The sequence below is a fragment of the Sphingobacterium bovistauri genome (assembly GCF_020295405.1).
Classification (GTDB): domain Bacteria; phylum Bacteroidota; class Bacteroidia; order Sphingobacteriales; family Sphingobacteriaceae; genus Sphingobacterium; species Sphingobacterium bovistauri.
In genome coordinates, this window is sequence record NZ_JADEYP010000010.1 from 64559 (window position 1) to 87304 (window position 22746).

The following is a 22746-nucleotide window of genomic DNA, read 5'->3' on the forward strand; positions in this document are numbered from 1 at the left end:
ATCTACAATATGGATAACAAAGATTTTATAGAAGATATTAAGGCTAAATTAAAGGCTGCTGATGAACTTCCGTATCGAGAGGGAGCTTGGGAGAGGTTTGGAGTACAACAGGGGGAGGGCTCTAATACAAAAGTATTACTGTTTAAACGTTTGGCTTCAATAGCGGCAGTCGGTATAGCTGTTTTAGGAGTATCTTTATATTTTTATACTGCACAAAATTCTTCTTTACCAAATCAAGGTACGATAGTAAAGGTTGGAAAAAATTCTCCGAGCAATTCGGTTATTGAAAATAAAAGCGAAAATCCATTCAATTCACCCGATAAGTTTGATGAAACTGGATGGAATGGGAAAACTATATCGAAAGGCACTTTAATTGCTAGACAAGATCAAGAAAATATACAATTATCAACAATAGACATTAATAGCGTACACCCTTCTGATATTGTAATCAAAAATGAATCATCATTGATAGTGGCTAATTTGAAGCCTGTGGTCTCTATTGTTAAACCTATTATCCATACAAGTCAGGAACATAGGTTAGCTGCACAGGTTAATCCAAACATTCAAACGCTAGCACATCAAACAGTAAATGATAATTATAATAATTCAGAGGTAAAATTGAATAAAAGTAGTAAGATGTCACTAGGTGATAAATTACAACTTGGTTTGTATGTTTCTCCTAGTCGTACTTCTGAAAAATTTGATATTGGAGCAGGATTTATGGTGTCATATGCTTTAACTAATAAAATTAGTCTTCGTACTGGGACGTCATATAATTCGTATACTGTGGGGGTAGTCAAGGATCCAATGCAAATGGCGAGTGCTGAAGTAGTTGATATGCAACAGTCGTATAATAATTCATTAATTGCAGTTGACCAGACATCTGCATTTCGTCAAGAAATGATACTGCCAAACATTAATGCGGTGATGGGAAAGGTTGAAGCCTTAGAAATTCCACTAGAAATAAGTTATGCATTGAATAAAGGTTTTTATACTTCAGCAGGTGTTTCTTATTCAGTCATCATTAATCAACAAAGAGAAGCACAATATGTAGAGAATGTAGGCATGATGTCATTGAAAGATGATGCTTCGTTAATCCCTAGTGCTGTAGAAGGAATGAATAAAGTAAAGACAAAGACTGTACAGTCTAATCAGGATAATGTGAATCCAAACGGTTTTAATGGTTTTGCTAACTTCTCAATAGGTAAGAAAGTAAATATTAAAAATAAGATGTCTATGTCATTGGAGCCATTTGTCAAAATACCATTAGGAGAGTTTCGAAAATCTGACTTAAATTATACCAACAGCGGTATTCGAATTATCACAACTTTCTAAGAGTTGTGATAATCTATAATTGGTCGATTCTGACCCAGCCCATACCAGCAGCAATAGCGCCCTGAACTCCAGGGTCTCCATCTTCAAAAACTAAACAATGCTGTGGATTAACAGCTAACTGTTCAGCACAAAGCAAAAATGGTTCAGGTGATGGTTTACCATTTTTAGTATCGCCCGCACAAACCATTGTGTCATATTTTCCATTAACATCAATTACATCTAAAGTGATATTTAATGTTGATCTGCTGCCTCCAGATACGATGCCTATTTTCTTCTTACCAACATTTTCAAAAAGCACTTGTCTTACATAGTCAATTGGCTGTGTTTGTTGTATAAACTTTTCGATAAAAATTTGGGATTTGCGTTTTGAATAAGCCTCAATATCAAATTCGGTGTCGTATCTATTACAGACTTCACGTGCTACAGCTACAGTAGGCCAGCCCGCAGTCTCATCAATCAAATCGGGATCTAATTCAATACCATATTCTTTCGATACAGCTACATATGCTGCTTTGTGTGCATGAATATTATCAGCTAGTGTACCATCAACGTCAAATAATAACGCTTCATAAGGTTGAGCAATTCTTAATAGCTTTGCAAATTTTTCTTCTGTACTCATATGGTTTAGGGGTCTCTATTAAACAAATAATGGCTGTAAAGATACAGCCATTATTTTATTTTTTTTGTGATTTACGTCGTTGTTTTTCTTTAATAATTAAACTCAGCTCTCGGCCTGTTTGTCCTGCTGCAGAAGTATTTTCTTGTGCTCGACGAAATAGATATGGCATAACTGCTTTTACTGGTCCATAAGGCATATATTTAGCTACATTGTAACCTGCAGCACCAAGATTAAAAGATAAATTATCTGACATCCCTAATAGCTGAGCAAAGAATACGTGCGAATGATTATGGGAAATATTGCGCTTATCCATTTCGGTAGCCAATAACATAGAGCTTGCATCATTATGTGTGCCTGCCATAAATCCAATACGATCTATATGATCCAAACAAAACAAAATAGCTTCGTTATAATCAACATCAGAGGCACTTTTAGTTGGCTGAATAGGAGAGTTATAACCCTTTTCAGCTGCACGTTCACGCTCTATTTCCATATAAGCACCACGTACAATTTTAGCACCTAAGTAAAACCCTTGTTTCTCAGCATATGCCAAATCAGCTTTTAATGAAGCTAATTTATCGTGTCTATACAATTGATAGGTATTACATACAATAGGCTTTTCAACATTGTAACGCTCCATTAGTTCACGTGCAATATCATCAATTGTATCTTGAATCCATGAATGTTCTGCATCGACTAAGACTGGTATACCTGCTTCATAGCATGCTTTGCAAATAGCATCACATCGCTTTAATAGGCGTGCAAATTCATCCTTTTCATCTTCACTTAAAGTCTCTTTAGCATCAATTTTTGCTAAAAGGTCAAACCTTCCAACTCCAGTTGGTTTGAAAACACAAAAAGAAATTAATTTATTTGTATTTGCATACGCAACACTTGCTAAAACTTCTTGGCAACATGCATCAAAGCTTTCTTCGGATTCTTCGCCTTCTACAGAATAATCTAAAATTGTCGTTACATTACCTTTTCCCAATTCTGCAATTGCATGAGCACAGCCTTCAATTGTTTCACCTCCACAGAATTGCTTGTAAATGGTATTTCTTATAATGCCTTGTATTGGCAATCCAATATTAAGTGAGAAATTAGTTATTGGTGTTCCAATTTTTATAAGTGTATTTGAAGCGACCATTTTGAAGAGCCAATACGCTCTTTCAAGATCCTTATTGCTTTTATTTTTAAACGCTATTTCAGTATTTTCAAAACTTAATGGGGTATTTTGCAAAGCCATCATCTATATATCTTATCTAAACAAAAGTACTCTATAATTAATATATTTTGAACTTTTTTAGTTGATATGGATAGAATTGGTATATTTTTGGTTTATTTTTGTTTATGCAAACATTCAATTTAGAAGGAGAATTTATTCCAATGATTCAATTGCTTAAAGCATTGAACTGGGTAGAGCACGGTGGAATGGCTCAACGTATGGTGGACGAGGGTCTAGTAAAATATAATGGTGAGGTTGATTATCGTAAAAGACTTAAAGTTCGTAAGGGAGATGTCGTCGAATTTGATGGAATGAAAGTCCAAATCATTTAATATTATTTCTATCTTTACCCTATTATAATAATCAGAAATAGATCATGCAACCAATCCAAAGTTTAGGATACAACGTATATTTTGAAGAGAATTTAGAATCACTTTTACCATTTATTGAAGAACGCGGATATTCGCAAGTTTTGGTTTTGGTAGATAGAAATACGAACGATAATTGTTTACCCGTATTGCAAAATGCAATTCCAGATTTAATTCATTATGATATTATAGAGGTCGATCCTGGTGAAGAAAACAAGAATATCGATTTCTGTATTGGAGTCTGGAAAACGATGTTGGATTTTGGGGCAGATCGCAAAGCTTTATTAATTAACCTTGGTGGAGGCGTGGTGACTGATATGGGAGGTTTTGCTGCGTCTACATACAAAAGGGGGATTGACTTTATTCAGATTCCTACTACATTATTATCACAAGTGGACGCTTCTGTCGGAGGTAAAACAGGTATCGATTTGGATAATGTAAAAAATATCATTGGAACTTTTACGCAGCCACAAGCTGTTTTTATTAGCACGCAGTTTTTACATACGCTAGACGATCGTCAGATGGTTTCAGGTTTTGCTGAAATTATTAAACATGGTTTGATTCAAGATAAATCTCTTTATGAAACTTGTAAAAGTTTAGATATGAACACGATTACACCAGAATTAATTTACCAATCTGTACAAATTAAAAACAACGTCATTACGCAAGATCCAACTGAAAAAGGATTGCGTAAAATCCTAAATTTTGGACACACCATTGGTCATGCTATTGAAGGTTATTCTTTATATAATGATAGCAATCCATTATTGCATGGTGAAGCTATTGCTATAGGGATGATTTGTGAGGCGTGGTTGTCGAATAAATTTTCAGGTATGTCTATAGAGGAATTAAAGGATATCACTGACACATTCTTGAAAAGATATCCTGTATACAATTATTCTGAAGAGCAATATGATTTATTCATAGATCTCATGAAAAATGATAAAAAGAACGAAGATAATAAAATTGGTTTTGCGTTATTAAAGGAAATAGGTGATTGTTCATACAATATTTTTGTAGAAGAAGAGGATATAAGGGAAGCTTTAAATTATTATTTAAAAGTATCTAAATAAATAAACTATGAGAAAATCATGCTCCTTAATATTGTTATTGGTAATGTCAATAAGTTTAGTATTTGCAAAAAAAACTAAATCTGTATTAATTTTTTCTAAAACAACGGGATTTAGACATAAAAGTATACCAAAAGGAGTATCAGTTGTTTCAAAACTATTGAAAGATAATCAAATTCAATTTCAACATACAGAAGATGCAAAATATTTTCATGTCGATAGTTTGAAAAAATTTGATGGAATTATATTTTTGAATACTACAGGTGATATATTGGATGAGACTCAAAAGAAAAACTTCCAAAAATTTATACAATCTGGTAAGGGCTATGTGGGTATTCATGCTGCTTCTGACACGGAACATAACTGGCCTTGGTATGGTGCTTTAGTAGGCGGATATTTTAATAGCCATCCTGCTGTTCAAGATGCTACGATTAATGTCATAAATAGAACACATCCATCGACTTCGCATCTTCAAAAAACGTGGATACATCGTGATGAATGGTATGATTTTAAAGATGTAAAACCAGGACTGAATATTTTGATGAATCTGGATGAAACGAGTTATAAGGGGGGTAAAATGGGGAAATTTCATCCTATCGCCTGGTTCCAGGAATTTGATGGTGGAAGATCTTTTTATACAGGTTTAGGTCATACAGATGAATCTTATGATTCCGAATCATTCCAAAAACATATTATAGGTGGCGTTAAATATGCCTTAAACCTAAAATAGTAAAGAGGCATGTCGAATCAGAAAATTATTATTGCTTCAGCATTATTATTAAATGCTGATAAGGAATTATTGGTCGTACGCAAGCATAATTCCAAATTTTATATGTTACCAGGTGGAAAAGTTGAAAGAAGTGAATCTCATATTGAAACTTTAATTCGTGAACTCAGTGAAGAGTTACATTTGAATTTTCAAGAATCTAATTTTACTTTTCTCGGACAGCATGAAACAAATGCAGTGAATGAAAAAAACACTATAGTTCAGGGGAATATATTTTTACATAAAGGAGACCTCGATTTACAGCCAATAGCACATGCTGAACTTGCTGAAGTTCGTTTTATAAATAAGCTCGAATACCAACAGTTTAATTTGGCACATTTACTGAAAGAGTTTGCATTGCCTATTTGGTTAAACTTGTAATTTTAACATTCTATATACTATAGTATAAAAAAACTGTTTTATTGATAAGCAATAAAACAGTTTTTTTTGTGCTAAATTATTGCTTTATGTAGACTAAAAATACCTAATTTTAGGTATTAAACTGATTATGCAAAATAGTTTACTTTTGTAACCAATATTTACCTATTAAAAAACATATGCTAGCCACAAAAAAATTAGTGAACAGCAAAATATTTATATTCTTATTTTTTGTGATATGTTTTGTACCATTTCAAGTAATGGCTCAAAAATCAATATCAGAAGAAAAAATGATGTCTAATATGCACAGAGCGGTAATGCCGTCTTTACAATCTGAGGAGAATGATAACCTTGCAAATTTTATAAAAAATAACATCAGATATCCTCTTAAGCCATTGCTTTATGGTAAAAATAAAGGAAAGGTTATAGTTAGTTATACTATTTCTGCTGATGGAGATATAAAAAATGCAAAAGTGATTTATAGCTCTGATAAATCATATAGCAAAGAAGTATTTAGGTTATTGAATTCTACGGGAAAATGGACTCCAGGGACATGGGACTCAAAAAATGTAAATGTAAAATGTAATTTGACCGTTGAGTTCAATTCTCCTTTACATGAAGATAGTAATTTGAGACAAGCCAAGGTCTTCTACAATGGAGATTTGTTACCCCAAAATAAAATTTGGTATATGGCTGATTATATTTACTTAGATCAGCTTTGTATTATTAATGCTAAGTATAGCAAAGCATTATTGGGTTCAAATGAGAAGTATTCAACAATAATAATAAATACCGAGGAAAAACACTCTACAGAAATTCTTCGTAAACTCCAAAATATTGATACTAATTTTTACAGTTTGCATATTGATGATAACCAAGTAGATCTCAATACTTGGAATAAATATTTATCAGCGAAGAAAGCTGTTAAATTTAATATTATAGCTGAAAACAACATTCAGCAATCAAAATTCAGAGCTTTTCTATATACTTATTGATTATTTAATTTTACTATTAAGAAAACACATTCAGCATTAATACTGAATGTGTAACACATTGTGGCGTTACGACTACAAGTGATAACTAATTATATAATATTTAAAATAAATAAAACAAAAGTAAACGACCTTCGTATTAAGTTTAAGAAAATTACATTGGACATTAGCATATTCTAACACTATCTATTTCAATACTAATAGCTCTTCATTATTGAAGAGCTATTTAGATTTTTAGTTAAATTTATTTAAACAGCTACTTTTCTAGCATTCTCTCTTGTCCAAACTCGATGACCTTTCATCACATGAATAAAATCTTTACTTAGGTCGCCTTTTGATTCTAATATTATTCCTTCGTCTTGATCTTTTATCATAGTTAATTTAATAAGTTCTTCTGCACCTTTCGCAAAAGAAATGGATTTGCAATGCCGATATGCTTCATTAATGAATTGTAAATAATCAGGTTCGTGAGCTAGTGTTTTTACAGAATCACCATCAGGGGTATAAAATGCATCATAACACACAGATGCTTCAGTGAGGTAAGTAAATTGTATGTTTTCTGTTCCGCCTTCTTTAAACGTGAGTTTACCAACTTTAGTACTTATTAATACCGCTTCAGCTCCTTCAGCCTCAAGTGCTGATTTCATTTTATCTATACTTACTTTACTAACACCATTATCAACAAGAAACGCTACTTTTCGGGTTTCGATACTACCTTCACCAGCCTTAACCTCCATACTTAAAGCCTTAGATGTAGTCACCTCTGGCTTGGATGCTTGAATAGGATAGTCTGGATGGTTATTTTTAGCAAATTGAATCGTTAGTTTATCTAATTCTTTAGGAGGTTCAAGACCTAAGTTTTCACCTACACTTTTAGCCAAATTTTCATTTATTTGATTAAGTATTGCTAATTCTCTTTTTCTTATATCTATACTTTTAATTTTCGACAGCTCAAAACTGAAAGCGGATATTATATGATCCTTTTCTGCAGGTGATTGAGATTCAAAAAATAATCTTGCCTGTGTGAAATGATCCGCAAATGATTTGCTTCTTCCTCTGACTTTCTTTGCGTCAATTTTTTCAGCATGAGATTCAAAACCAGATTCTCCCTTTAGCATCGCATGATAGGGGCAACCTCCACCCAGACTATTTGGAAAATATGAGACATTTCCTTTAAGAATATCTTGTCTTCCGAAACCATCTTTTTGATTGTTGTATTTACCATTTATTGGCCTATTTATTGGGAGCTCATGAAAATTAGGTCCCCCCAATCTATAATTTTGTGTGTCCGCGTAGGAAAATACGCGTCCCTGTAATAATGGATCATTACTGAAATCTATACCTGGAACTAGTCGTCCAGGATCAAACGCGATTTGTTCTGTCTCGGCAAAGAAATTTTCTGGATTTCGATTTAATGTCATTGTTCCAATGATTTGAACAGGGACAATCTCCTCTGGAATTAATTTAGTTGGATCTAAAATGTCAAATGAATATCTAAGTTCGTCCTCTTCAGGGATCAATTGGACACCCAAATCCCACTGTGGAAAATTTCCTTTTTCTATGGCTTCCCATAAGTCACGGCGATGAAAATCAGCGTCATATCCTGATATTTTTTGTGCTTCTTGCCAGGCGACTTGATGGACTCCTAATTTTGGCTTCCAATGAAACTTTACAAATGTACCTTTACCTTTTTCATTAACGAATTTGAAAGTATGTACACCAAATCCTTCCATCATGCGCAGTGAGCGGGGAAGAGCACGATCAGACATGGCCCACATGACCATATGCGCAGATTCAGGCATTAAAGAAACAAAATCCCAAAATGTATCATGCGCAGATGCGGCTTGAGGCATTTCATTGTTCGGCTCAGGCTTAACAGCATGTACTAGGTCAGGAAAATTCATAGCATCTTGTATGAAAAATACTGGAATATTATTTCCTACCAAATCATAATTACCTTCTTCGGTATAAAATTTCACGGAAAATCCACGTACGTCACGTGCCAAATCTGTAGAGCCCTTAAACCCTGCAACTGTTGAAAATCGTAAAAATAAAGGCGTTTTAGTACCTTTCTTAAGAAATTTGGCTTTGGTGTACGTAGATATGTCAGCTGTCGCTTCAAATATCCCATGAGCACCCGAGCCTCTAGCATGTACTACACGTTCTGGTATGCGTTCGCGATCAAAGTGAGCTAGCTTGTCTTGATAAATAAAGTCTTCTAAAAGAGATGGCCCTCTTTCACCTGCTTTTAATGTATTGTTGTTGTCATGTATGTGGACTCCATCATTTGTCGTCAAAGGTTTATCTGTATTATCTATTAGATGATTATTTATGATGTCAATTTTCTTATTTGAATTTTGTTTTTTCATAATAATTGTAAGTTGTTTTAAATAATTTAATTGTACTTATATCAATTGTCAATAGTTTTTGAAGGAAGAGTACTTAAGTATGAGTTTGAGGTAATTATTGCTGTTTTATCTAATTTATGCTCTTTTTTTTTAGTTAGTGCCACAGTTTTCGTTATCAAGTCTAGAAATATAACATAGGAGCTATAAAAAAGTTTTTAATAAAACACATTGTAAAGCCTAAAAGGAAGCAGTCTGTAACATATTGGTTGCTAATATTATATATTTTAGCATAATTCATCAGGTTTAATTAAATTGCTTGATATAAACTTTTGTTATGAACCGGAAAAACTTTTTTAAGGCAAGTGCCATACTTGCCGCATCTACTGCGTTATATAATCCTATAATAGCATCAACTTTTGTTCAGCGAAAAATTAGAGTGGGATTGATAGGTGTTAATGGAATGGGGTGGGCTAATTTGAATGATTTGTTAAAGGTTGAGAATGTCGTTTGTACAGCACTATGTGATGTGGATTCGAATGTTTTGAATAGGAGAAAATCTGAATTAGAAAAAAGAAATATTAATGTTAAAATATACGATGATCATAGAAAATTATTAAGCGATGATATAGTTGATGTGGTCATCATTGCCACGCCAGATCATTGGCATTGTATTCAGTTTGTCGATGCTGTAAAAGCAGGTAAACATGTTTATATTGAAAAACCTATAGGTAATTCAATACGTGAATGTGAGGTAATGGTGTCAGCAGCAGCAAAATCTAATAGTATTGTACAGGTCGGACAATGGCAGCGTAGTCAACAGCATTTTAAAGATGCTATGGATTTTGTTCACTCTGGCAAATTGGGTAAAATTAGATTAGCTAAAGCATGGTCCTATGTTGGCTGGAAAGATCCTATTATAAAAGTCGCTGACGCACCTGTACCAGCGGGAGTTAATTATGATAAATGGTTAGGTCCAGCACAAAAAAGGAATTTTAATCCAAATAGATTTCATTTTGAGTTTAGATGGTTTTGGGATTATGCAGGGGGATTAATGACAGATTGGGGGGTTCATCTCCTTGATTTTGCATTAATTGGTATGAAAGCAAAATTTCCGAAATCGATAGTAGCTTCAGGAGGTGTATTTGCAGATCCAAATACTGCGGCAGAAACACCAGATACCTTAACAGCGATGTATGAATTTGATGATTTTAATATTCAATGGGAACATGCATTAGGTATAGCTTCAGGCCCATATAATAGAGATCACGGTGTTGCTTTCATAGGCAATAATGGAACATTAGTAGTAAATAGAGGAGGATGGGAAGTCATTCCTGATGGCAAAAAAATGGAAGCTGTTTCATTCCAAAAATCAGTTGATAATGGACTTGAAAGGCACATGCAAAATTTTGTTCAGGCTATATTGAAAAAAGACAAATCTTTAGTTGCAACTCCTATTGAAGCTGGTAGTCATGTCGCTATCGTATCTCAAATGGGGAATATAGCGTATCGAACAGGTCAAAAAATATATTGGGATCAAACAACGAAAAGATTTAAAGACGAAGCGTCTAACAAATACCTCGCTGCTGCTTATCATAATGGATATAGTATTCCACAAGTGTAAAATTTAATAAGATTTATAGAAATTAATACAATAATATAAAATGAAAGAATATTCTATGCCAATAAAATCATTATGTAGCTCCATATTAATTGCAAGTACTTGTTTGTTCAATATGAATAATGCTATAGCACAAAAAAAAACATCGAAAGATTGGATAAATTTATTTGATGGCAAGACACTTAAAGGATGGAAGACATTGGGAGGGAAGGCACCATATATAGTGGAGAATGGTGCTATAGTAGGTACGATGACGAAAGGGACACCCAATTCTTTTTTGGTAACAGAAAAAGATTATGGTGATTTCATCTTGGAATTGGACATCAAATTAGAAGGAGATAGAACGAATTCGGGTATTCAAGTACGTAGCCAGTTTGATCAGAGTGCAAATAATGGAAAGGGCAGAGTGTATGGGCGTCAAGTGGAGGTAGACCCAACTTCGCGAGCTTGGACTGGTGGAATTTATGATGAGGCACGCCGTAATTGGCTCTATCCTTTAGACTTGAATGAAAAAGCAAAAAGTGCATACAAATCCGAGGCATACAATCACGTTAGGATTGAATCTATAGGTCATGAACTAAAAACTTGGATTAACAATGTACCTGTCTCTTATTTGGTTGATACTGTAGATTTAAAAGGGTTTATAGGCTTGCAAGTTCATAGTATTCCTGCTGATTTGGATGGGAAGAAAGTATATTTTAAAAACATAAAAATACAAACCACTAATTTAACGCCTAAATCTTTTCCTACTGATGTATACGTGGTAAACCTTACGCCTAATCAATTAAACTCTCAAGAAAAGAGTTCAGGATTAGAATTATTATTTGATGGTAAAACTAATGCAAATTGGAGAAGCGTGTACCACAGTAATTTTCCAACGAAGGGTTGGCAGGTTAAAGATGGTATAATTAAAGTTTTAAAATCAGATGGAGGTGAATCTACCAATGGGGGTGATATTATTACAAAAAATGAGTATGATGCATTTGACTTTTCTTTTGAATTTAAACTTACAGAAGCTGCAAATAGTGGTGTAAAATATTTTGTAACATTAAAAGAGAAAACTCAAGGTTCTGCGATTGGTTTAGAATATCAATTACTAGATGATATCAAACACCCGGACGCAAAGGCAGGTAGAGACGGTAATCGTACGCTAGCCTCTTTATATGATTTAATGACTTCAAATCGCGACAATAGAGCTAGAAGACCAATTGGAGAATGGAATAGAGGACGTATTGTTGTCACAAAGGACAATACTGTTACATATTATTTGAACGGAATAAAGATGTTAACTTTTGTCAGAGGTTCTAAAGAGTTTAATGATTTAGTAGCCATAAGTAAATATAAAGATTGGGATAATTTTGGATTAGCTTCAAAGGGACATATCTTACTGCAAGATCATGGAGATGAGGTTTCTTTTCGTAGCATAAAAATTAAAAAACTAAACTAAATCAAAATGAAACATTATATCTCAAGACGTAGTTTTATTGCGAAAACTGCTTTAGCAGGAGGTGGTCTCTTCTTATCAAATAGCTTATTAGGAAGTATCAATTTTGCAGGAGCCAACGAAAGGGTGAATTTAGCTTGCATTGGTATCGGGTATAGAGGAGCAGATATTATAAAAGACTTATACAAAACAGGTCTATGTAATATAGTCGCCTTGTGTGATGTTGATATGGGAGCAAAGCATACTGAAGAAATCTTGAAAATGTTTCCTAATGCGAAGCGTTTTCAAGATTTCAGAAAAATGTTTGATGCTATGGCTAATGAAATTGATGCTGTATCTATTGGGACTCCAGATTTTGCACATTTTGCAATGACCATGATGGCCATGGATTTAGGAAAACATGTTTATGTTGAAAAACCAATGGCACATACATTTTACGAGAATGAATTATTAATGCAAAAGGCTGAAAAATTCAGTAAAGTAGTAACCCAAATGGGCAATCAGGGGCATTCGGAAGCTAATTATTTCCAATTTAAAGCATGGGAGGAAAAAGGAATCATAAAGGATGTAACTCGGATCGATGCCCATATGAATATGCCCCGTAGGTGGCATTCATGGGATATTAATATGAAAAATTTTCCTAATCCTGAGAATATCCCAGGAACAATAGATTGGGATCTTTGGCAAATGCATACCAATGGACATATGTATAATAAGGATTTTGTAAATGGGCAATGGCGCTGTTGGTATGATTTCGGTATGGGTGCTTTAGGTGATTGGGGAGCTCATATTTTAGATACAGCACATGAGTTTTTGGAATTAGGTTTACCTCATCGTGTTGAAGCAATAAAGTTAGATGGGCATAACTCATTTTTCTTTCCAATGTCATCTACATTAAAATTTAAATTTGCTAAACGTAAAGGTCATCCCGCGATGGACATTAATTGGTATGATGGTTTGGATAATTTACCCCCAATTCCAGAAGGTTACGGAGTGTCAGGATTAGACCCAAACATTCCACCTCCTAGTACGGGACAATTACAACCAGTAAAATTAAACCCAGGGAAAATTATCTACAGTAAAGATCTTATTTTCAAAGGAGGTTCTCATGCGAGTACATTGCAAATTATTCCAGAGGAAAAAGCTATAGCTTTAGCTTCTCGACTACCTGTAGTATCAGCAACACCATCTAATCATTTCAAAAACTTTTTATTAGCTTGTAAAGGACAAGAAAAAACAAGATCACCATTTTCTATTGCTGGGCCATTGAGTCAAGTTTTCTGTTTAGGTGTGATCGCTCAACGACTTAATACACAGTTTGATTTTGATTCCAAGAAAAAGGAAATTACTAATAACCAATTTGCTAATTCTCTTTTAATTGGGCCACCACCTACTAAAGGCTGGGAACAGTACTATAAGGTATAAACATATGTAACTAGTGTTACATAGCAACGACTTATTTAAAGTTATATTTGTATAGCACTAGTTATTCATGTTATGGAAGAATTATTGATTAAAACATATGGTGAAATATTTGAGGAAGAGCTTTTAGCTGAAATTATTCAGGTAGCTAAAGTTGTTGAATTTAAGGATGGTGATATAATGATTGATTACAATCAATATATCAAAACAATGCCATTGCTATTATCTGGTGCGATTAAAGTTATGAGAGAAGATTATGATGGTGGAGAATTGTTACTTTACTATCTTGAACGGGGAGATACTTGTGCAATGTCTATGACGTGTTGTTTGGGTAGAAAACAAAGTGAAATACGTGCGATTGGAGAAATTTCAGGTGTTATTTTGATGATTCCTGTCCACAAAATGTCAGAGTGGATGGGGAAATATAAAAGCTGGATGACATTTGTATTTGACAGTTATAATAGTCGCTTTAATGAACTGCTGAATGCCGTAGATACAATAGCATTTATGAATATGAATGATCGTGTCTTAAATTATTTATTCGAAAAGAGCAAAATTGAAAATAGTACAATAATATATAAAACACATCATGATATTGCTAAAGAATTGAATACTTCACGTGTGGTAGTATCACGATTGTTAAAGGCGTTGGAAAAGGATGGGCGAATTAAGCTCTATCGCAACAGTATAGAGATATTACTTAAATAGACAAAAGGAAAAGGCTTTGCATTATTGTAAAGCCTTTTCCTTTTGTCTATAAATAATTGGACAAAGTGTATTCCGATGAAATCTTCTGAAGATATTATTTAAACTCTAAACCTACAGGACTTAGGATGAATTGTGAATAGTTTAAATAGCGTACTTACTAATTAAATGATGATAGCAGTGGATATATGCATACTTTTTCTTGATGATTTTTGATTATCAAGAAAGTAGTAGCTTTTGTGCTTTCGCTTTCTTCTTTTAGTAAATGATGAAACAATCTAGGGGTGGAATAAAAAGTTAAATTACAGCATAATTTTTATAATCATGTTGTATAATGGCTAGTCTATAAAAAGGAGATTTTATAGGGAGAATAAAGCTATATAACACTATTTAATTACAAACATTAATTTATTTCAGTAATAAAAAGTATTATATTAGTAGTAATTCTATTTAATCTATTCCATCTATGAAATTCAAAAAAACGATTCTTGGAACGTTTTTAATTTTTGTATTCTCTTTTATTTGCTATAGTAATCCTATTTCTAAAGATTTAGTAAACTTTAATGATTCTATTTTACTCGTTATTAAAAATGAGAAAGATTATTCTAAAACAAGAATCTATGTTACAGATTTATTAAATAAAAATTATACTACTAATAAGCCATATGTTATAAAATATATTGAAAAAAATATATTAAATAATCCAATCCATATGGTTGATACCGTCTTCTACGCAAATACAATGAATACCTATGCTATTTGTTTCTTAGAGACAGATGTTGACAAATGCATCCGTATAGCAAAAAGTGCAATTGAGTATATAGGGGATAATGATGAGCCCGAAGCAATAGAAAAAGTTATATTATTGAGTAGCAATTTAGCTAACGCATATGCCTCTTTAGGGCATCATAATACAAGTCTAAAAGCCTATGTAGATATACATCCACTCATTCTAAAAACAAAAAATAAACAGGTAATACGGCACCACAACTTCAGGTTAGGGGGGATCTATTATCAGTTCAATAATTTGGATAAAGCTTTAAACCACTTGTATAAGGGAATTTTTGTAGAATCAGATTTTAATTGGCATCCTAATTTTGCTGGAGTTTCAGAAACTATTATTGCATCTCTTTATCTAAAAAAAAACGAAATAGATAGTATATCAAAATATGTGAATTTGGCAGATAGAATCAAGAGAAAAGAAATACATCAGTTATATGAAGCTAGAATAAAGAGTCTGAAAGCTTTAACAGAGGGGTATAGCCGTAATTATGTTAAAGCTTTTCAACTAGTGCAAGAGTCGGCAAATATAGCACTATCCGTAAAGGATTCTTCTGAGTTGATGATGAGTCAATACATTAAGGGAAGAATCTATGAACTACAAAAAAATTACGCACCTGCAATTACTATATTTAGAGACGTTTTAGATCGGTATAAATCTTATGATAATGAAAATTTTAGGAGCTATATACTTTTAAATTTAATCAATGCATATAAGCTAAGTAATCAACCCCAAAAAGTATTTGAAACATATGATGAGTTGCTGAATTTTTATAATGAAGAAAAAGCAAAAAACCAGCAATTGTATACTGAAGAACTCAGTTATAATATGAATTATAATGAGAAGGTCGCTGAAATAGAAAAATTGAAGATTAGCAATGACAGAGCAGAAATTACAAGGGATAGAAATAGAATTTTCATTATTGGATTAGCTGTACTTATTGCCCTATTGCTATTTGTACTAATACTTGTCATAAAAGCTCAAAAGAAAAATAAAATTCTTGCTAGCCAAGAATATGCTTTATTGGAAGCTAAACTTGAAGAGGAGAAAAATAATCGTGTAATAGACGAGATGAAGCTCCTTAAAGAAATAGAAGATAGAGAACGCAACAGGATAGCTACAGATTTGCACGACAGTGTTGGTGGATTTCTATCCTCCATAAAAATTGCATTGTATAATTACCAAGAATCAATTAATCTTAAATCTGATGATAAAATTCATATAGATAGGGTGCTAGAGTACATCGATGAGACAAAGCAAGAACTCAATCGTATTGTGTATAACCTAACTCCTTTGATTGTTGAAAAATTCGGATTATTGGAAGCGATCAAACAATACTGTAAAAAAATACAAACCGACAATTTCAAAATTGATTTGCAATTAATAAGTGTTCCAACAAATATTATCATCGAGGATGAAATCACATTATATCGCATCATTCAAGAAGTATTACATAATATAGTCAAGCATGCTAATGCAAGACGTGCATTAGTGCAGATTCAAACTGATCATGAAAAGGGAATGGTATATATATCGATGGAAGATGATGGTGAGGGGATGCATGTCGCTGAAGCAAAAAACAAGGGGGGACTGGGACTAAGAAGCCTATATTCAAGAGCACAAAGCTTAAATGGAACAATAAAAATAGAGTCTGAGAAAAATAATGGAACATCTATCTACATTACTTGTTTTCCGAGGCATTCAAAGATGTAAAAATAATATTTGATTGAAAAAGATCCTAATTAGAGATATTTATACAACAGCACAGTATTTGAAATGAATTAACAATCAAATACTCTAATTCCTTCATAAGTGGTCTTATTAGATGATAATATTATTAAATATCGTTCTTCCTCATAGTGCCGAGGGCTAGAGAAGATAAAATCAGGATACCCATCCTTGTCTAAATCAGTAATCATCACAAGCTTAGTTGACGTATCGTTGTACTCATTTTGATGTATAAGTGTAAAACCTTTGGGATAATGTTCCGAATAGAGTTTTAAAATATATTCATTTTTAGCATTTAATACTCCACTATCATTATTAAAATCTATTCCAGAAGCTTTTAATTTGAATTTTTTATCGTTAAACTCAAATTCGAATGGTTTATCTGGTGTAATGCTGTTAATGGATAAGGCAACTGTATCTAATTTTCCATCAGTAATTTGAGGTATTGAAAAGAAAAGAATGGCATTATTTGCACTTTTAATACCTTGAGTCATCATTCCAGAACATTCATCTTTACCTATTTCAGAAAGTATAAAGTCAGCTTTATTAATTTGATAATTTCTATTGTTAAGTGAAATTTCCTTCCAACTTTTAGATGTAACTATAGTTTTTAGCTCTGTATGCTCTACCATTCTATAACTAGATGGGAATAGCAAGGCATCTTCAATAATGTCGATTTTTGCTATTGTATCAATTGTAATAATTGAATCAGGAATAATTGAATCAGGAATAATTGAAACATTTTCAATTGACACGGTATCCTTCTCGTCTATTTTAACTTTGTTTTTACTGTTATTACAGCCAAATAAAATTAAACTAGTGAACAAAAAAGTTGATATGAAGTTCTTCATAATATTTTATTTATTAATCAAAGCATTCGCAATTATATCAAAAGAATTTAAGCGCTTTTGATTATCAAAGATATAATTTGTTGTCATAATTTCATCCGCCTTATATTCCTCTGCGAAAGCCATTACATCAGTGCGAATTTCCGTTTCTGTCCCAATGAAAGTACAGCTCACCATACTTTGTACAGCTTGTTCAATTTCTACAATACCATCATAAATTGGTTTTTCAGTGGGAGGAGATAGTGGTTTACGCAAATTTGTTAAGATGCCAGCAAACATATTAAATAGGCTTGTCGAAAGGAATTGTGCTTCCTCTATCGTATCTCCAGCTACAATATTTACACATATTATAAAATATGGCTGTGATAAAGCCTGAGATGATTGAAATTTTTCGTGATAAATTTCAGAAGCTTGTTTAAGCATAGCAGGTGCAAAGTGAGCTGCAAAAGCATAAGGTAAACCTAACTCAGCGGCTAAATAAGCGCTATCTGTACTTGAACCCAATATATAAATAGGGATATCCAAACCTTCACCAGGAAAAGCCCGGACTTTAGCATCTACATTGTTTTCATCAAGGTACTTTTGTAATTCCAAAATGTCATCCTTGAAGTAAAAAGAGGTATTTAGATTGTTGCGGCGCAATGCCATAGCAGTGACTTGATCTGTCCCAGGGGCACGACCCAAGCCCAAATCAATACGTCCTGGATAAATACTTTCTAGTGTACCAAACTGTTCAGCAATTACCAAAGGTGTATGATTTGGTAACATTATTCCGCCTGATCCTACACGGATTGTATTTGTTTTACCAGCGATATGACCAATTAAGACTGAGGTAGCAGAACTGGCAATGTGAGGCATATTGTGGTGTTCGGCAAACCACAATCTTTCGTAACCTAATTTTTCTATATGTTGAGCTCCTTCTACAGCACGTTTAATCGCTTCTGAAGGATTGCTGTTTTTACAAACTGTAGCTAATTCTAAAGCGGATATCTTAAGTGTATTCATCGTAGTTAAATATACTAGGAATAGAATAGAAGATTGTAAGGTGATTGTCTTTTATACTATTTTTGAACAATGTATGACAATATGATTATCTGCGTAATCTGTTACGAAGTAAAGAAAGTCAGATCCTCCATCTTTGATTTTGAATTTTTTACGGATATCATCTACTTTAATTGGGAAATTTTTAGTGGCTACATTAGCTTTAGTAAATGTATTCAACTTTTTAAATTCACTCAATGAATATACATTTTGGATCAAAAAATTTCGACCAGGAAAATCTTCCACTAATTTTTCGGAAGTATATAGATGGGTATGAGTATGTAATTTGAATAAACCAAAGACTTTGGCAACACTTTTAAAAGCACCAGCTTTGGTTACAGCTACGTCGGGATCATACAAATATTTTAATGGTTCTGATGTCTTGATCAGTGTTGATTTTTCATTATCAAGGGTAAAGGATATATTTTGCACTTGATCCGAAAATAGGCGTATAGCTGTAATTTTAAGTTCGCCCTCGAAGGTTCGATCCTGTAAAAACAATAGTTCTTTGCAATCACCATCCACACTTATCACGTATAAGAATTTAACATGTTTCAACTTTTGTAAAGCCGAATTGATGTCCATAAGTGGAGAGAGCTTGCAGAGAATATACCTAGACTTTTGAAAGAACATGTCCTGCAATCGAACAATATTAGGCTCACAATCTTCTAGCAAAAAAACTTTTGCATGATTAACTCGTCGAGAAGGATCAATATAGATGTAATCCAATGAATTATTCTCTTGTTTTTCTACATATTTGACGCCGTCTGTATGTATTGTCACAAGATTATGAACACCTAATTGCTCAGCATTATATTTGACGATCTTTGATAGTTTTTCGTTCAATTCACAATGTATAACAATTTGAGCCTCTTGGGCGATGTAACAACTATCTACGCTGAAACCTCCTGTGACATCAACGACTTTACTTCCTTTGCGTATTAATGATTGTTTGATGATAGCTGTATGCTCAGAGGAACATTGTTCTAAATTAATTTTGTCTGGGTAATATATATTTGGAGAAAAGGCCCAGGTTGGTAGTTTTTTACACGCACGCTGCCATCCATCAATTTGAGCCGCTAATTCGGAGGATGATACATCCTCAAATGGACTTTTTTTGAATGCAATAGATGACGGTGCTAACTTTCTGTTAGTTAAGATAAACTCCTGAACCTCTTTGTTTAATACACTTTTATTCATTCAAATTTTTAACCAATATTTGACATGTATATTGATCCTTAAGTTCGCGAATAATTTCTTTATTTACTAATACACGATCAATAGTTTGTTGATTATAGTATCTTATTGTGATCAGTTCAAGACCCTTTTCGACATTGACCTTAAAACGCTTTTCCAAGTCATTGAGTAGTGAGTCAATATTCATCCCTGTATTATCTATACTAATAGCAAAACTAATAGCACTATTATGCATCATATTAATTTTTATACGATGCTCATGTAATAGGTTAAAAATATAAGATAAATTATCTTCAACAATAAATGAAAAGTCACGCGGTTGAATATTGATAAATACTTGGTCAACCTTAAATATAAATGATGGAACAGGCAATGTCTGGTTTGTAGTTCGTATTACCGTACCAGCTTTTTCTGGATTAATGAATGATCTTACATTCAACGTGATTTTTTTATTCTGAAGAGGTTTTATCGTTTTAGGGTGGATGACAGTTGCTCCGTAATACGTTAATTCAATAGCATCAGTATAAGAGAGCTCCGGAATCAATTCTGTTTCAGCAAACCATTTAGGGTCAGCATTAAGAACACCAGGTACATCCTTCCAAATTGTAATGTCATTAGCATTTAAGCATGATGCAAATATTGCTGCAGAGTAATCAGAACCTTCACGACCCAATGTCGTGGTGAAATTTTCAGATGTTGAACCAATAAATCCTTGTGTTATTATTATATATTCGTCTAATATTTCGGGTAAATCACGACGGATTTTATTTTCTGTCAATATCCAATCAACTTTTGCTTCACGATAGGTATTATCTGTGTGAATGTAGTCTCTAGCATCAATCCATTTAGTTTTTATTCCAATGTGATTAAGATATGCTGCAATAATTTTTGAGGATAGTAATTCACCCAAAGAAACAATTTGGTCATATAAATAATCGAAAGCATCTTGAGGTTCTTCTTCAAGTATCCATTCAACTTCAACAAAAGAATTTGTAATATCATCAAAAATTGGGTGAGAATGATTTTCAAAAAGAATTTCTAAAATCTGATGATGTTCATTTTTGACCTCGTTCAAATATCCAAAATAGTCACCCTTTTGGTGAAAAAAAGATTCTACAACTTGTTCAAGCTTGTTGGTGGACTTATTGACAGCCGAGACAACGACTAGTAATTCTGTGGAATTATATGTAGATACGATAGATGCTACATTCTTAATATTTTCAGCATTCTTTACAGATGCACCGCCAAACTTAAATACTTGCATGTATAGATTTAGTGTTAATTATCAGATTACATAATGCTATTTACATAGTCTTGTCCTAGTGGATTCAAGATATTCTTGACATCGGTATAAGGAATTTCTAACAATGTAGGTCCTTCTGCATAAGGTCTGATTTCGTATTCGTTAAAGTATATTATTAAACTAGTTTTGGTTAGTCCAAAATTATCATTTATCGCAAAAATACCATTTTCAAAAAAGAAATCCTTATCTAATGATATTGAATCAGGTATTTTTTCATTTTCTCTGAATTGTGTTTCCGCAATCTTAGTCAGTTGATCAAGTTTATTATCTTGAATAATATCTTTTATCGCTATCCTTTTTTTATTCTTTATATCAATATTAGATAGTATAGTATAATGATTTCCGTGTGCACCACCAGTATATTCGTCCACTGCTGTTGCCAAAGTAACAAATAATGAAGTATTTGTCAATATTTCACATTTTACATCTTTATACCACGGATAACTGATATTATTAGTACTAGATTCTTCAACGAACTCGTTATATCCCAAAATAAAAGACTCTGCTGCGGTCTCAAATGATTCTTCACCATCAATTAATATATAAGGGTTAACTAGCTGATTAAAGTTGATGTCATCAAATATTGGGTAAGTAATCTGATAATAAGCTGTGTCTAACTTACCTTCATTCTCTACTACATATGAACTAATATTCTTATGTACATTATAAGTGTATTGGATAGTGTCTACTGTTGTGGCAGACTTATGTTCAGGATAATGAGTTTTTTTTACTTCATTATAACACGAACTGAATAGAATAATTGTAAAAAGAGATAATAGCTTAATCATGATTAATGAAGAGGGCTTTATTTTGCCTTGAAATGCTTAATTACGCGTTTACCAAATACGGTACTCCCTAAACGGATCATATTACTTCCTTGTTCAATAGCAACCTTATAGTCAGAAGACATTCCCATAGATAGTGTGTCAAAGGTGTCCACTTTACGGAAGTAACTAACTTTTATACCATCAAAAAGCATTTTCAATTCGTAAAACTCTTCTTTAATTACCCTTTCATTATCTGTATTGCTTGCAATCCCCATCAATCCACGAATACGGATATTGTTAAGCTGTCCAAACTCTTCACTTTCTAGCAATTCGATCAGTTCGACGTGATCTAAACCAAATTTTGTATCCTCATCTGCAATAAAAATCTGTAATAAACAGTCTATAACTCGATCGTGCTTTACTGCATGCTTATTAATTTCTTTCAAAACTTTTAAAGAATCTACAGATTCAATCATTGAAATGAAAGGTGCAATATATTTTACTTTATTAGTCTGGAGATGTCCAATTAAATGCCATTGAATATCATTTGGCAGTTTCTCATATTTATCAACTAATTCTTGAACCATATTTTCTCCAAAAATACGTTGGCCAGCATTGTATACTTCTTGGATATCTTCTATGGGTTTGGTTTTTGAAACAGCGACTAGAGTCACCCCAACAGGTCTTAACTCATTCTGTAATTCTTCAATATTTATTGCAATACTCATTATAAAATCTAATTTAGAAGATAAAATATTATTTTACTAGATGTACTGTTTAGAAGAGTATCA

At 32.9% G+C, this 22746-nt stretch carries 20 protein-coding genes; 11 read left to right on the plus strand and 9 right to left on the minus strand.

The features are described from left to right. The first annotated feature begins 9 nt into the window (after positions 1-9). Positions 10-1335, plus strand: coding sequence for a hypothetical protein (locus IPZ78_RS07095; protein ID WP_225552306.1), 1326 nt, complete (start codon positions 10-12; stop codon positions 1333-1335). 13 nt (positions 1336-1348) lie between these two features. Here the strand turns inward: IPZ78_RS07095 and IPZ78_RS07100 are convergent, their stop codons facing one another. Together IPZ78_RS07100 and IPZ78_RS07105 are read right to left on the minus strand one after the other, a co-directional pair. Next, the gene (locus tag IPZ78_RS07100) at positions 1349-1954 is read right to left on the minus strand and encodes an HAD family hydrolase (protein ID WP_225552307.1); all 606 of its coding nucleotides are present in this window, start codon (positions 1952-1954) and stop codon (positions 1349-1351) included. A gap of 55 nt (positions 1955-2009) precedes the next feature. After that, positions 2010-3203 carry a proline dehydrogenase family protein gene (locus tag IPZ78_RS07105; RefSeq protein ID WP_225552308.1) on the minus strand — a complete coding sequence of 398 codons (1194 nt, stop codon included), beginning with the start codon at positions 3201-3203 and terminating at the stop codon, positions 2010-2012. A 101-nt stretch (positions 3204-3304) separates the two neighbouring features. Between IPZ78_RS07105 and IPZ78_RS07110 the strand changes: the two genes are divergently transcribed. The 5 genes from IPZ78_RS07110 (at position 3305) to IPZ78_RS07130 (ending at position 6756) form a co-directional block, all read left to right on the plus strand. After that, entirely contained in the window at positions 3305-3511 is a 207-nt protein-coding gene (locus tag IPZ78_RS07110; protein WP_225552309.1) for an RNA-binding S4 domain-containing protein, read from the plus strand. Between the two features lie 44 nt (positions 3512-3555). Then, the gene (gene aroB, locus IPZ78_RS07115; protein ID WP_225552310.1) at positions 3556-4620 is read left to right on the plus strand and encodes a 3-dehydroquinate synthase; all 1065 of its coding nucleotides are present in this window, start codon (positions 3556-3558) and stop codon (positions 4618-4620) included. Between the two features lie 7 nt (positions 4621-4627). After that, complete coding sequence (locus tag IPZ78_RS07120) at positions 4628-5347, plus strand: ThuA domain-containing protein (RefSeq protein WP_225552311.1); 720 nt, start codon at positions 4628-4630, stop codon at positions 5345-5347. Between the two features lie 9 nt (positions 5348-5356). Beyond that, on the plus strand, positions 5357-5764 hold the full coding sequence (locus IPZ78_RS07125; RefSeq protein ID WP_225552312.1) for an NUDIX hydrolase: 408 nt from the start codon (positions 5357-5359) through the stop codon (positions 5762-5764). Between the two features lie 257 nt (positions 5765-6021). Continuing rightward, on the plus strand, positions 6022-6756 hold the full coding sequence (locus IPZ78_RS07130; protein WP_225552313.1) for an energy transducer TonB: 735 nt from the start codon (positions 6022-6024) through the stop codon (positions 6754-6756). A 245-nt stretch (positions 6757-7001) separates the two neighbouring features. On the opposite strand, the gene IPZ78_RS07135 is transcribed toward IPZ78_RS07130, so the two are convergent. Continuing rightward, entirely contained in the window at positions 7002-9122 is a 2121-nt protein-coding gene (locus IPZ78_RS07135; RefSeq protein WP_225552314.1) for a catalase, read from the minus strand. Positions 9123-9435: 313 nt separating this feature from the next. Here IPZ78_RS07135 and IPZ78_RS07140 point away from each other — a divergent pair, with 313 nt between their 5' ends. From IPZ78_RS07140 to IPZ78_RS07160, 5 genes are all read left to right on the plus strand, one after another. After that, complete coding sequence (locus tag IPZ78_RS07140) at positions 9436-10722, plus strand: Gfo/Idh/MocA family protein (protein WP_225552315.1); 1287 nt, start codon at positions 9436-9438, stop codon at positions 10720-10722. Between the two features lie 40 nt (positions 10723-10762). After that, a complete protein-coding gene (locus IPZ78_RS07145) occupies positions 10763-12166 on the plus strand; it encodes a 3-keto-disaccharide hydrolase (protein ID WP_317197571.1) in 1404 nt (467 codons plus the stop codon). Between the two features lie 6 nt (positions 12167-12172). Further along, a complete protein-coding gene (locus tag IPZ78_RS07150; RefSeq protein ID WP_225552316.1) occupies positions 12173-13588 on the plus strand; it encodes a Gfo/Idh/MocA family oxidoreductase in 1416 nt (471 codons plus the stop codon). A 72-nt stretch (positions 13589-13660) separates the two neighbouring features. Beyond that, positions 13661-14293 carry a Crp/Fnr family transcriptional regulator gene (locus IPZ78_RS07155; RefSeq protein WP_225552317.1) on the plus strand — a complete coding sequence of 211 codons (633 nt, stop codon included), beginning with the start codon at positions 13661-13663 and terminating at the stop codon, positions 14291-14293. 463 nt (positions 14294-14756) lie between these two features. Continuing rightward, entirely contained in the window at positions 14757-16784 is a 2028-nt protein-coding gene (locus IPZ78_RS07160) for a tetratricopeptide repeat-containing sensor histidine kinase (protein ID WP_225552318.1), read from the plus strand. Between the two features lie 68 nt (positions 16785-16852). Here the strand turns inward: IPZ78_RS07160 and IPZ78_RS07165 are convergent, their stop codons facing one another. Genes IPZ78_RS07165 through IPZ78_RS07190 form a run of 6 tightly spaced genes read right to left on the minus strand, consistent with a single transcriptional unit; the run spans position 16853 to position 22683 of the window. After that, complete coding sequence (locus IPZ78_RS07165; RefSeq protein ID WP_225552319.1) at positions 16853-17650, minus strand: hypothetical protein; 798 nt, start codon at positions 17648-17650, stop codon at positions 16853-16855. 6 nt (positions 17651-17656) lie between these two features. Next, positions 17657-18652 (minus strand): LLM class flavin-dependent oxidoreductase, encoded by a 996-nt coding sequence (locus IPZ78_RS07170; RefSeq protein ID WP_225552320.1) that lies wholly within the window; start codon positions 18650-18652, stop codon positions 17657-17659. Positions 18653-18703: 51 nt separating this feature from the next. Continuing rightward, on the minus strand, positions 18704-19888 hold the full coding sequence (locus IPZ78_RS07175) for a THUMP-like domain-containing protein (protein WP_225552321.1): 1185 nt from the start codon (positions 19886-19888) through the stop codon (positions 18704-18706). After that, complete coding sequence (locus tag IPZ78_RS07180; protein WP_225552322.1) at positions 19881-21149, minus strand: aspartate kinase; 1269 nt, start codon at positions 21147-21149, stop codon at positions 19881-19883. The genes IPZ78_RS07175 and IPZ78_RS07180 overlap by 8 nt, the downstream gene beginning before the upstream one ends. A 26-nt stretch (positions 21150-21175) precedes the next feature. After that, positions 21176-21976, minus strand: a complete 801-nt coding sequence (locus tag IPZ78_RS07185; protein ID WP_225552323.1) for a DUF3298 and DUF4163 domain-containing protein — start codon at positions 21974-21976, stop codon at positions 21176-21178. A gap of 17 nt (positions 21977-21993) precedes the next feature. Further along, positions 21994-22683 (minus strand): YggS family pyridoxal phosphate-dependent enzyme, encoded by a 690-nt coding sequence (locus IPZ78_RS07190; protein WP_225552324.1) that lies wholly within the window; start codon positions 22681-22683, stop codon positions 21994-21996. Positions 22684-22746: the final 63 nt, after the last annotated feature.

What these genes read in the sequence shown, in the direction of transcription:
- IPZ78_RS07095 (WP_225552306.1), top strand. Translation starts at nt 10, where the DNA reads ATGGATAACAAAGATTTTATAGAAGATATTAAGGCTAAATTAAAGGCT.
- IPZ78_RS07100 (WP_225552307.1), bottom strand. Translation starts at nt 1,954, where the DNA reads ATGAGTACAGAAGAAAAATTTGCAAAGCTATTAAGAATTGCTCAACCT.
- IPZ78_RS07105 (WP_225552308.1), bottom strand. Translation starts at nt 3,203, where the DNA reads ATGATGGCTTTGCAAAATACCCCATTAAGTTTTGAAAATACTGAAATA.
- IPZ78_RS07110 (WP_225552309.1), top strand. Translation starts at nt 3,305, where the DNA reads ATGCAAACATTCAATTTAGAAGGAGAATTTATTCCAATGATTCAATTG.
- aroB (WP_225552310.1), top strand. Translation starts at nt 3,556, where the DNA reads ATGCAACCAATCCAAAGTTTAGGATACAACGTATATTTTGAAGAGAAT.
- IPZ78_RS07120 (WP_225552311.1), top strand. Translation starts at nt 4,628, where the DNA reads ATGAGAAAATCATGCTCCTTAATATTGTTATTGGTAATGTCAATAAGT.
- IPZ78_RS07125 (WP_225552312.1), top strand. Translation starts at nt 5,357, where the DNA reads ATGTCGAATCAGAAAATTATTATTGCTTCAGCATTATTATTAAATGCT.
- IPZ78_RS07130 (WP_225552313.1), top strand. Translation starts at nt 6,022, where the DNA reads ATGGCTCAAAAATCAATATCAGAAGAAAAAATGATGTCTAATATGCAC.
- IPZ78_RS07135 (WP_225552314.1), bottom strand. Translation starts at nt 9,122, where the DNA reads ATGAAAAAACAAAATTCAAATAAGAAAATTGACATCATAAATAATCAT.
- IPZ78_RS07140 (WP_225552315.1), top strand. Translation starts at nt 9,436, where the DNA reads ATGAACCGGAAAAACTTTTTTAAGGCAAGTGCCATACTTGCCGCATCT.
- IPZ78_RS07145 (WP_317197571.1), top strand. Translation starts at nt 10,763, where the DNA reads ATGAAAGAATATTCTATGCCAATAAAATCATTATGTAGCTCCATATTA.
- IPZ78_RS07150 (WP_225552316.1), top strand. Translation starts at nt 12,173, where the DNA reads ATGAAACATTATATCTCAAGACGTAGTTTTATTGCGAAAACTGCTTTA.
- IPZ78_RS07155 (WP_225552317.1), top strand. Translation starts at nt 13,661, where the DNA reads ATGGAAGAATTATTGATTAAAACATATGGTGAAATATTTGAGGAAGAG.
- IPZ78_RS07160 (WP_225552318.1), top strand. Translation starts at nt 14,757, where the DNA reads ATGAAATTCAAAAAAACGATTCTTGGAACGTTTTTAATTTTTGTATTC.
- IPZ78_RS07165 (WP_225552319.1), bottom strand. Translation starts at nt 17,650, where the DNA reads ATGAAGAACTTCATATCAACTTTTTTGTTCACTAGTTTAATTTTATTT.
- IPZ78_RS07170 (WP_225552320.1), bottom strand. Translation starts at nt 18,652, where the DNA reads ATGAATACACTTAAGATATCCGCTTTAGAATTAGCTACAGTTTGTAAA.
- IPZ78_RS07175 (WP_225552321.1), bottom strand. Translation starts at nt 19,888, where the DNA reads ATGAATAAAAGTGTATTAAACAAAGAGGTTCAGGAGTTTATCTTAACT.
- IPZ78_RS07180 (WP_225552322.1), bottom strand. Translation starts at nt 21,149, where the DNA reads ATGCAAGTATTTAAGTTTGGCGGTGCATCTGTAAAGAATGCTGAAAAT.
- IPZ78_RS07185 (WP_225552323.1), bottom strand. Translation starts at nt 21,976, where the DNA reads ATGATTAAGCTATTATCTCTTTTTACAATTATTCTATTCAGTTCGTGT.
- IPZ78_RS07190 (WP_225552324.1), bottom strand. Translation starts at nt 22,683, where the DNA reads ATGAGTATTGCAATAAATATTGAAGAATTACAGAATGAGTTAAGACCT.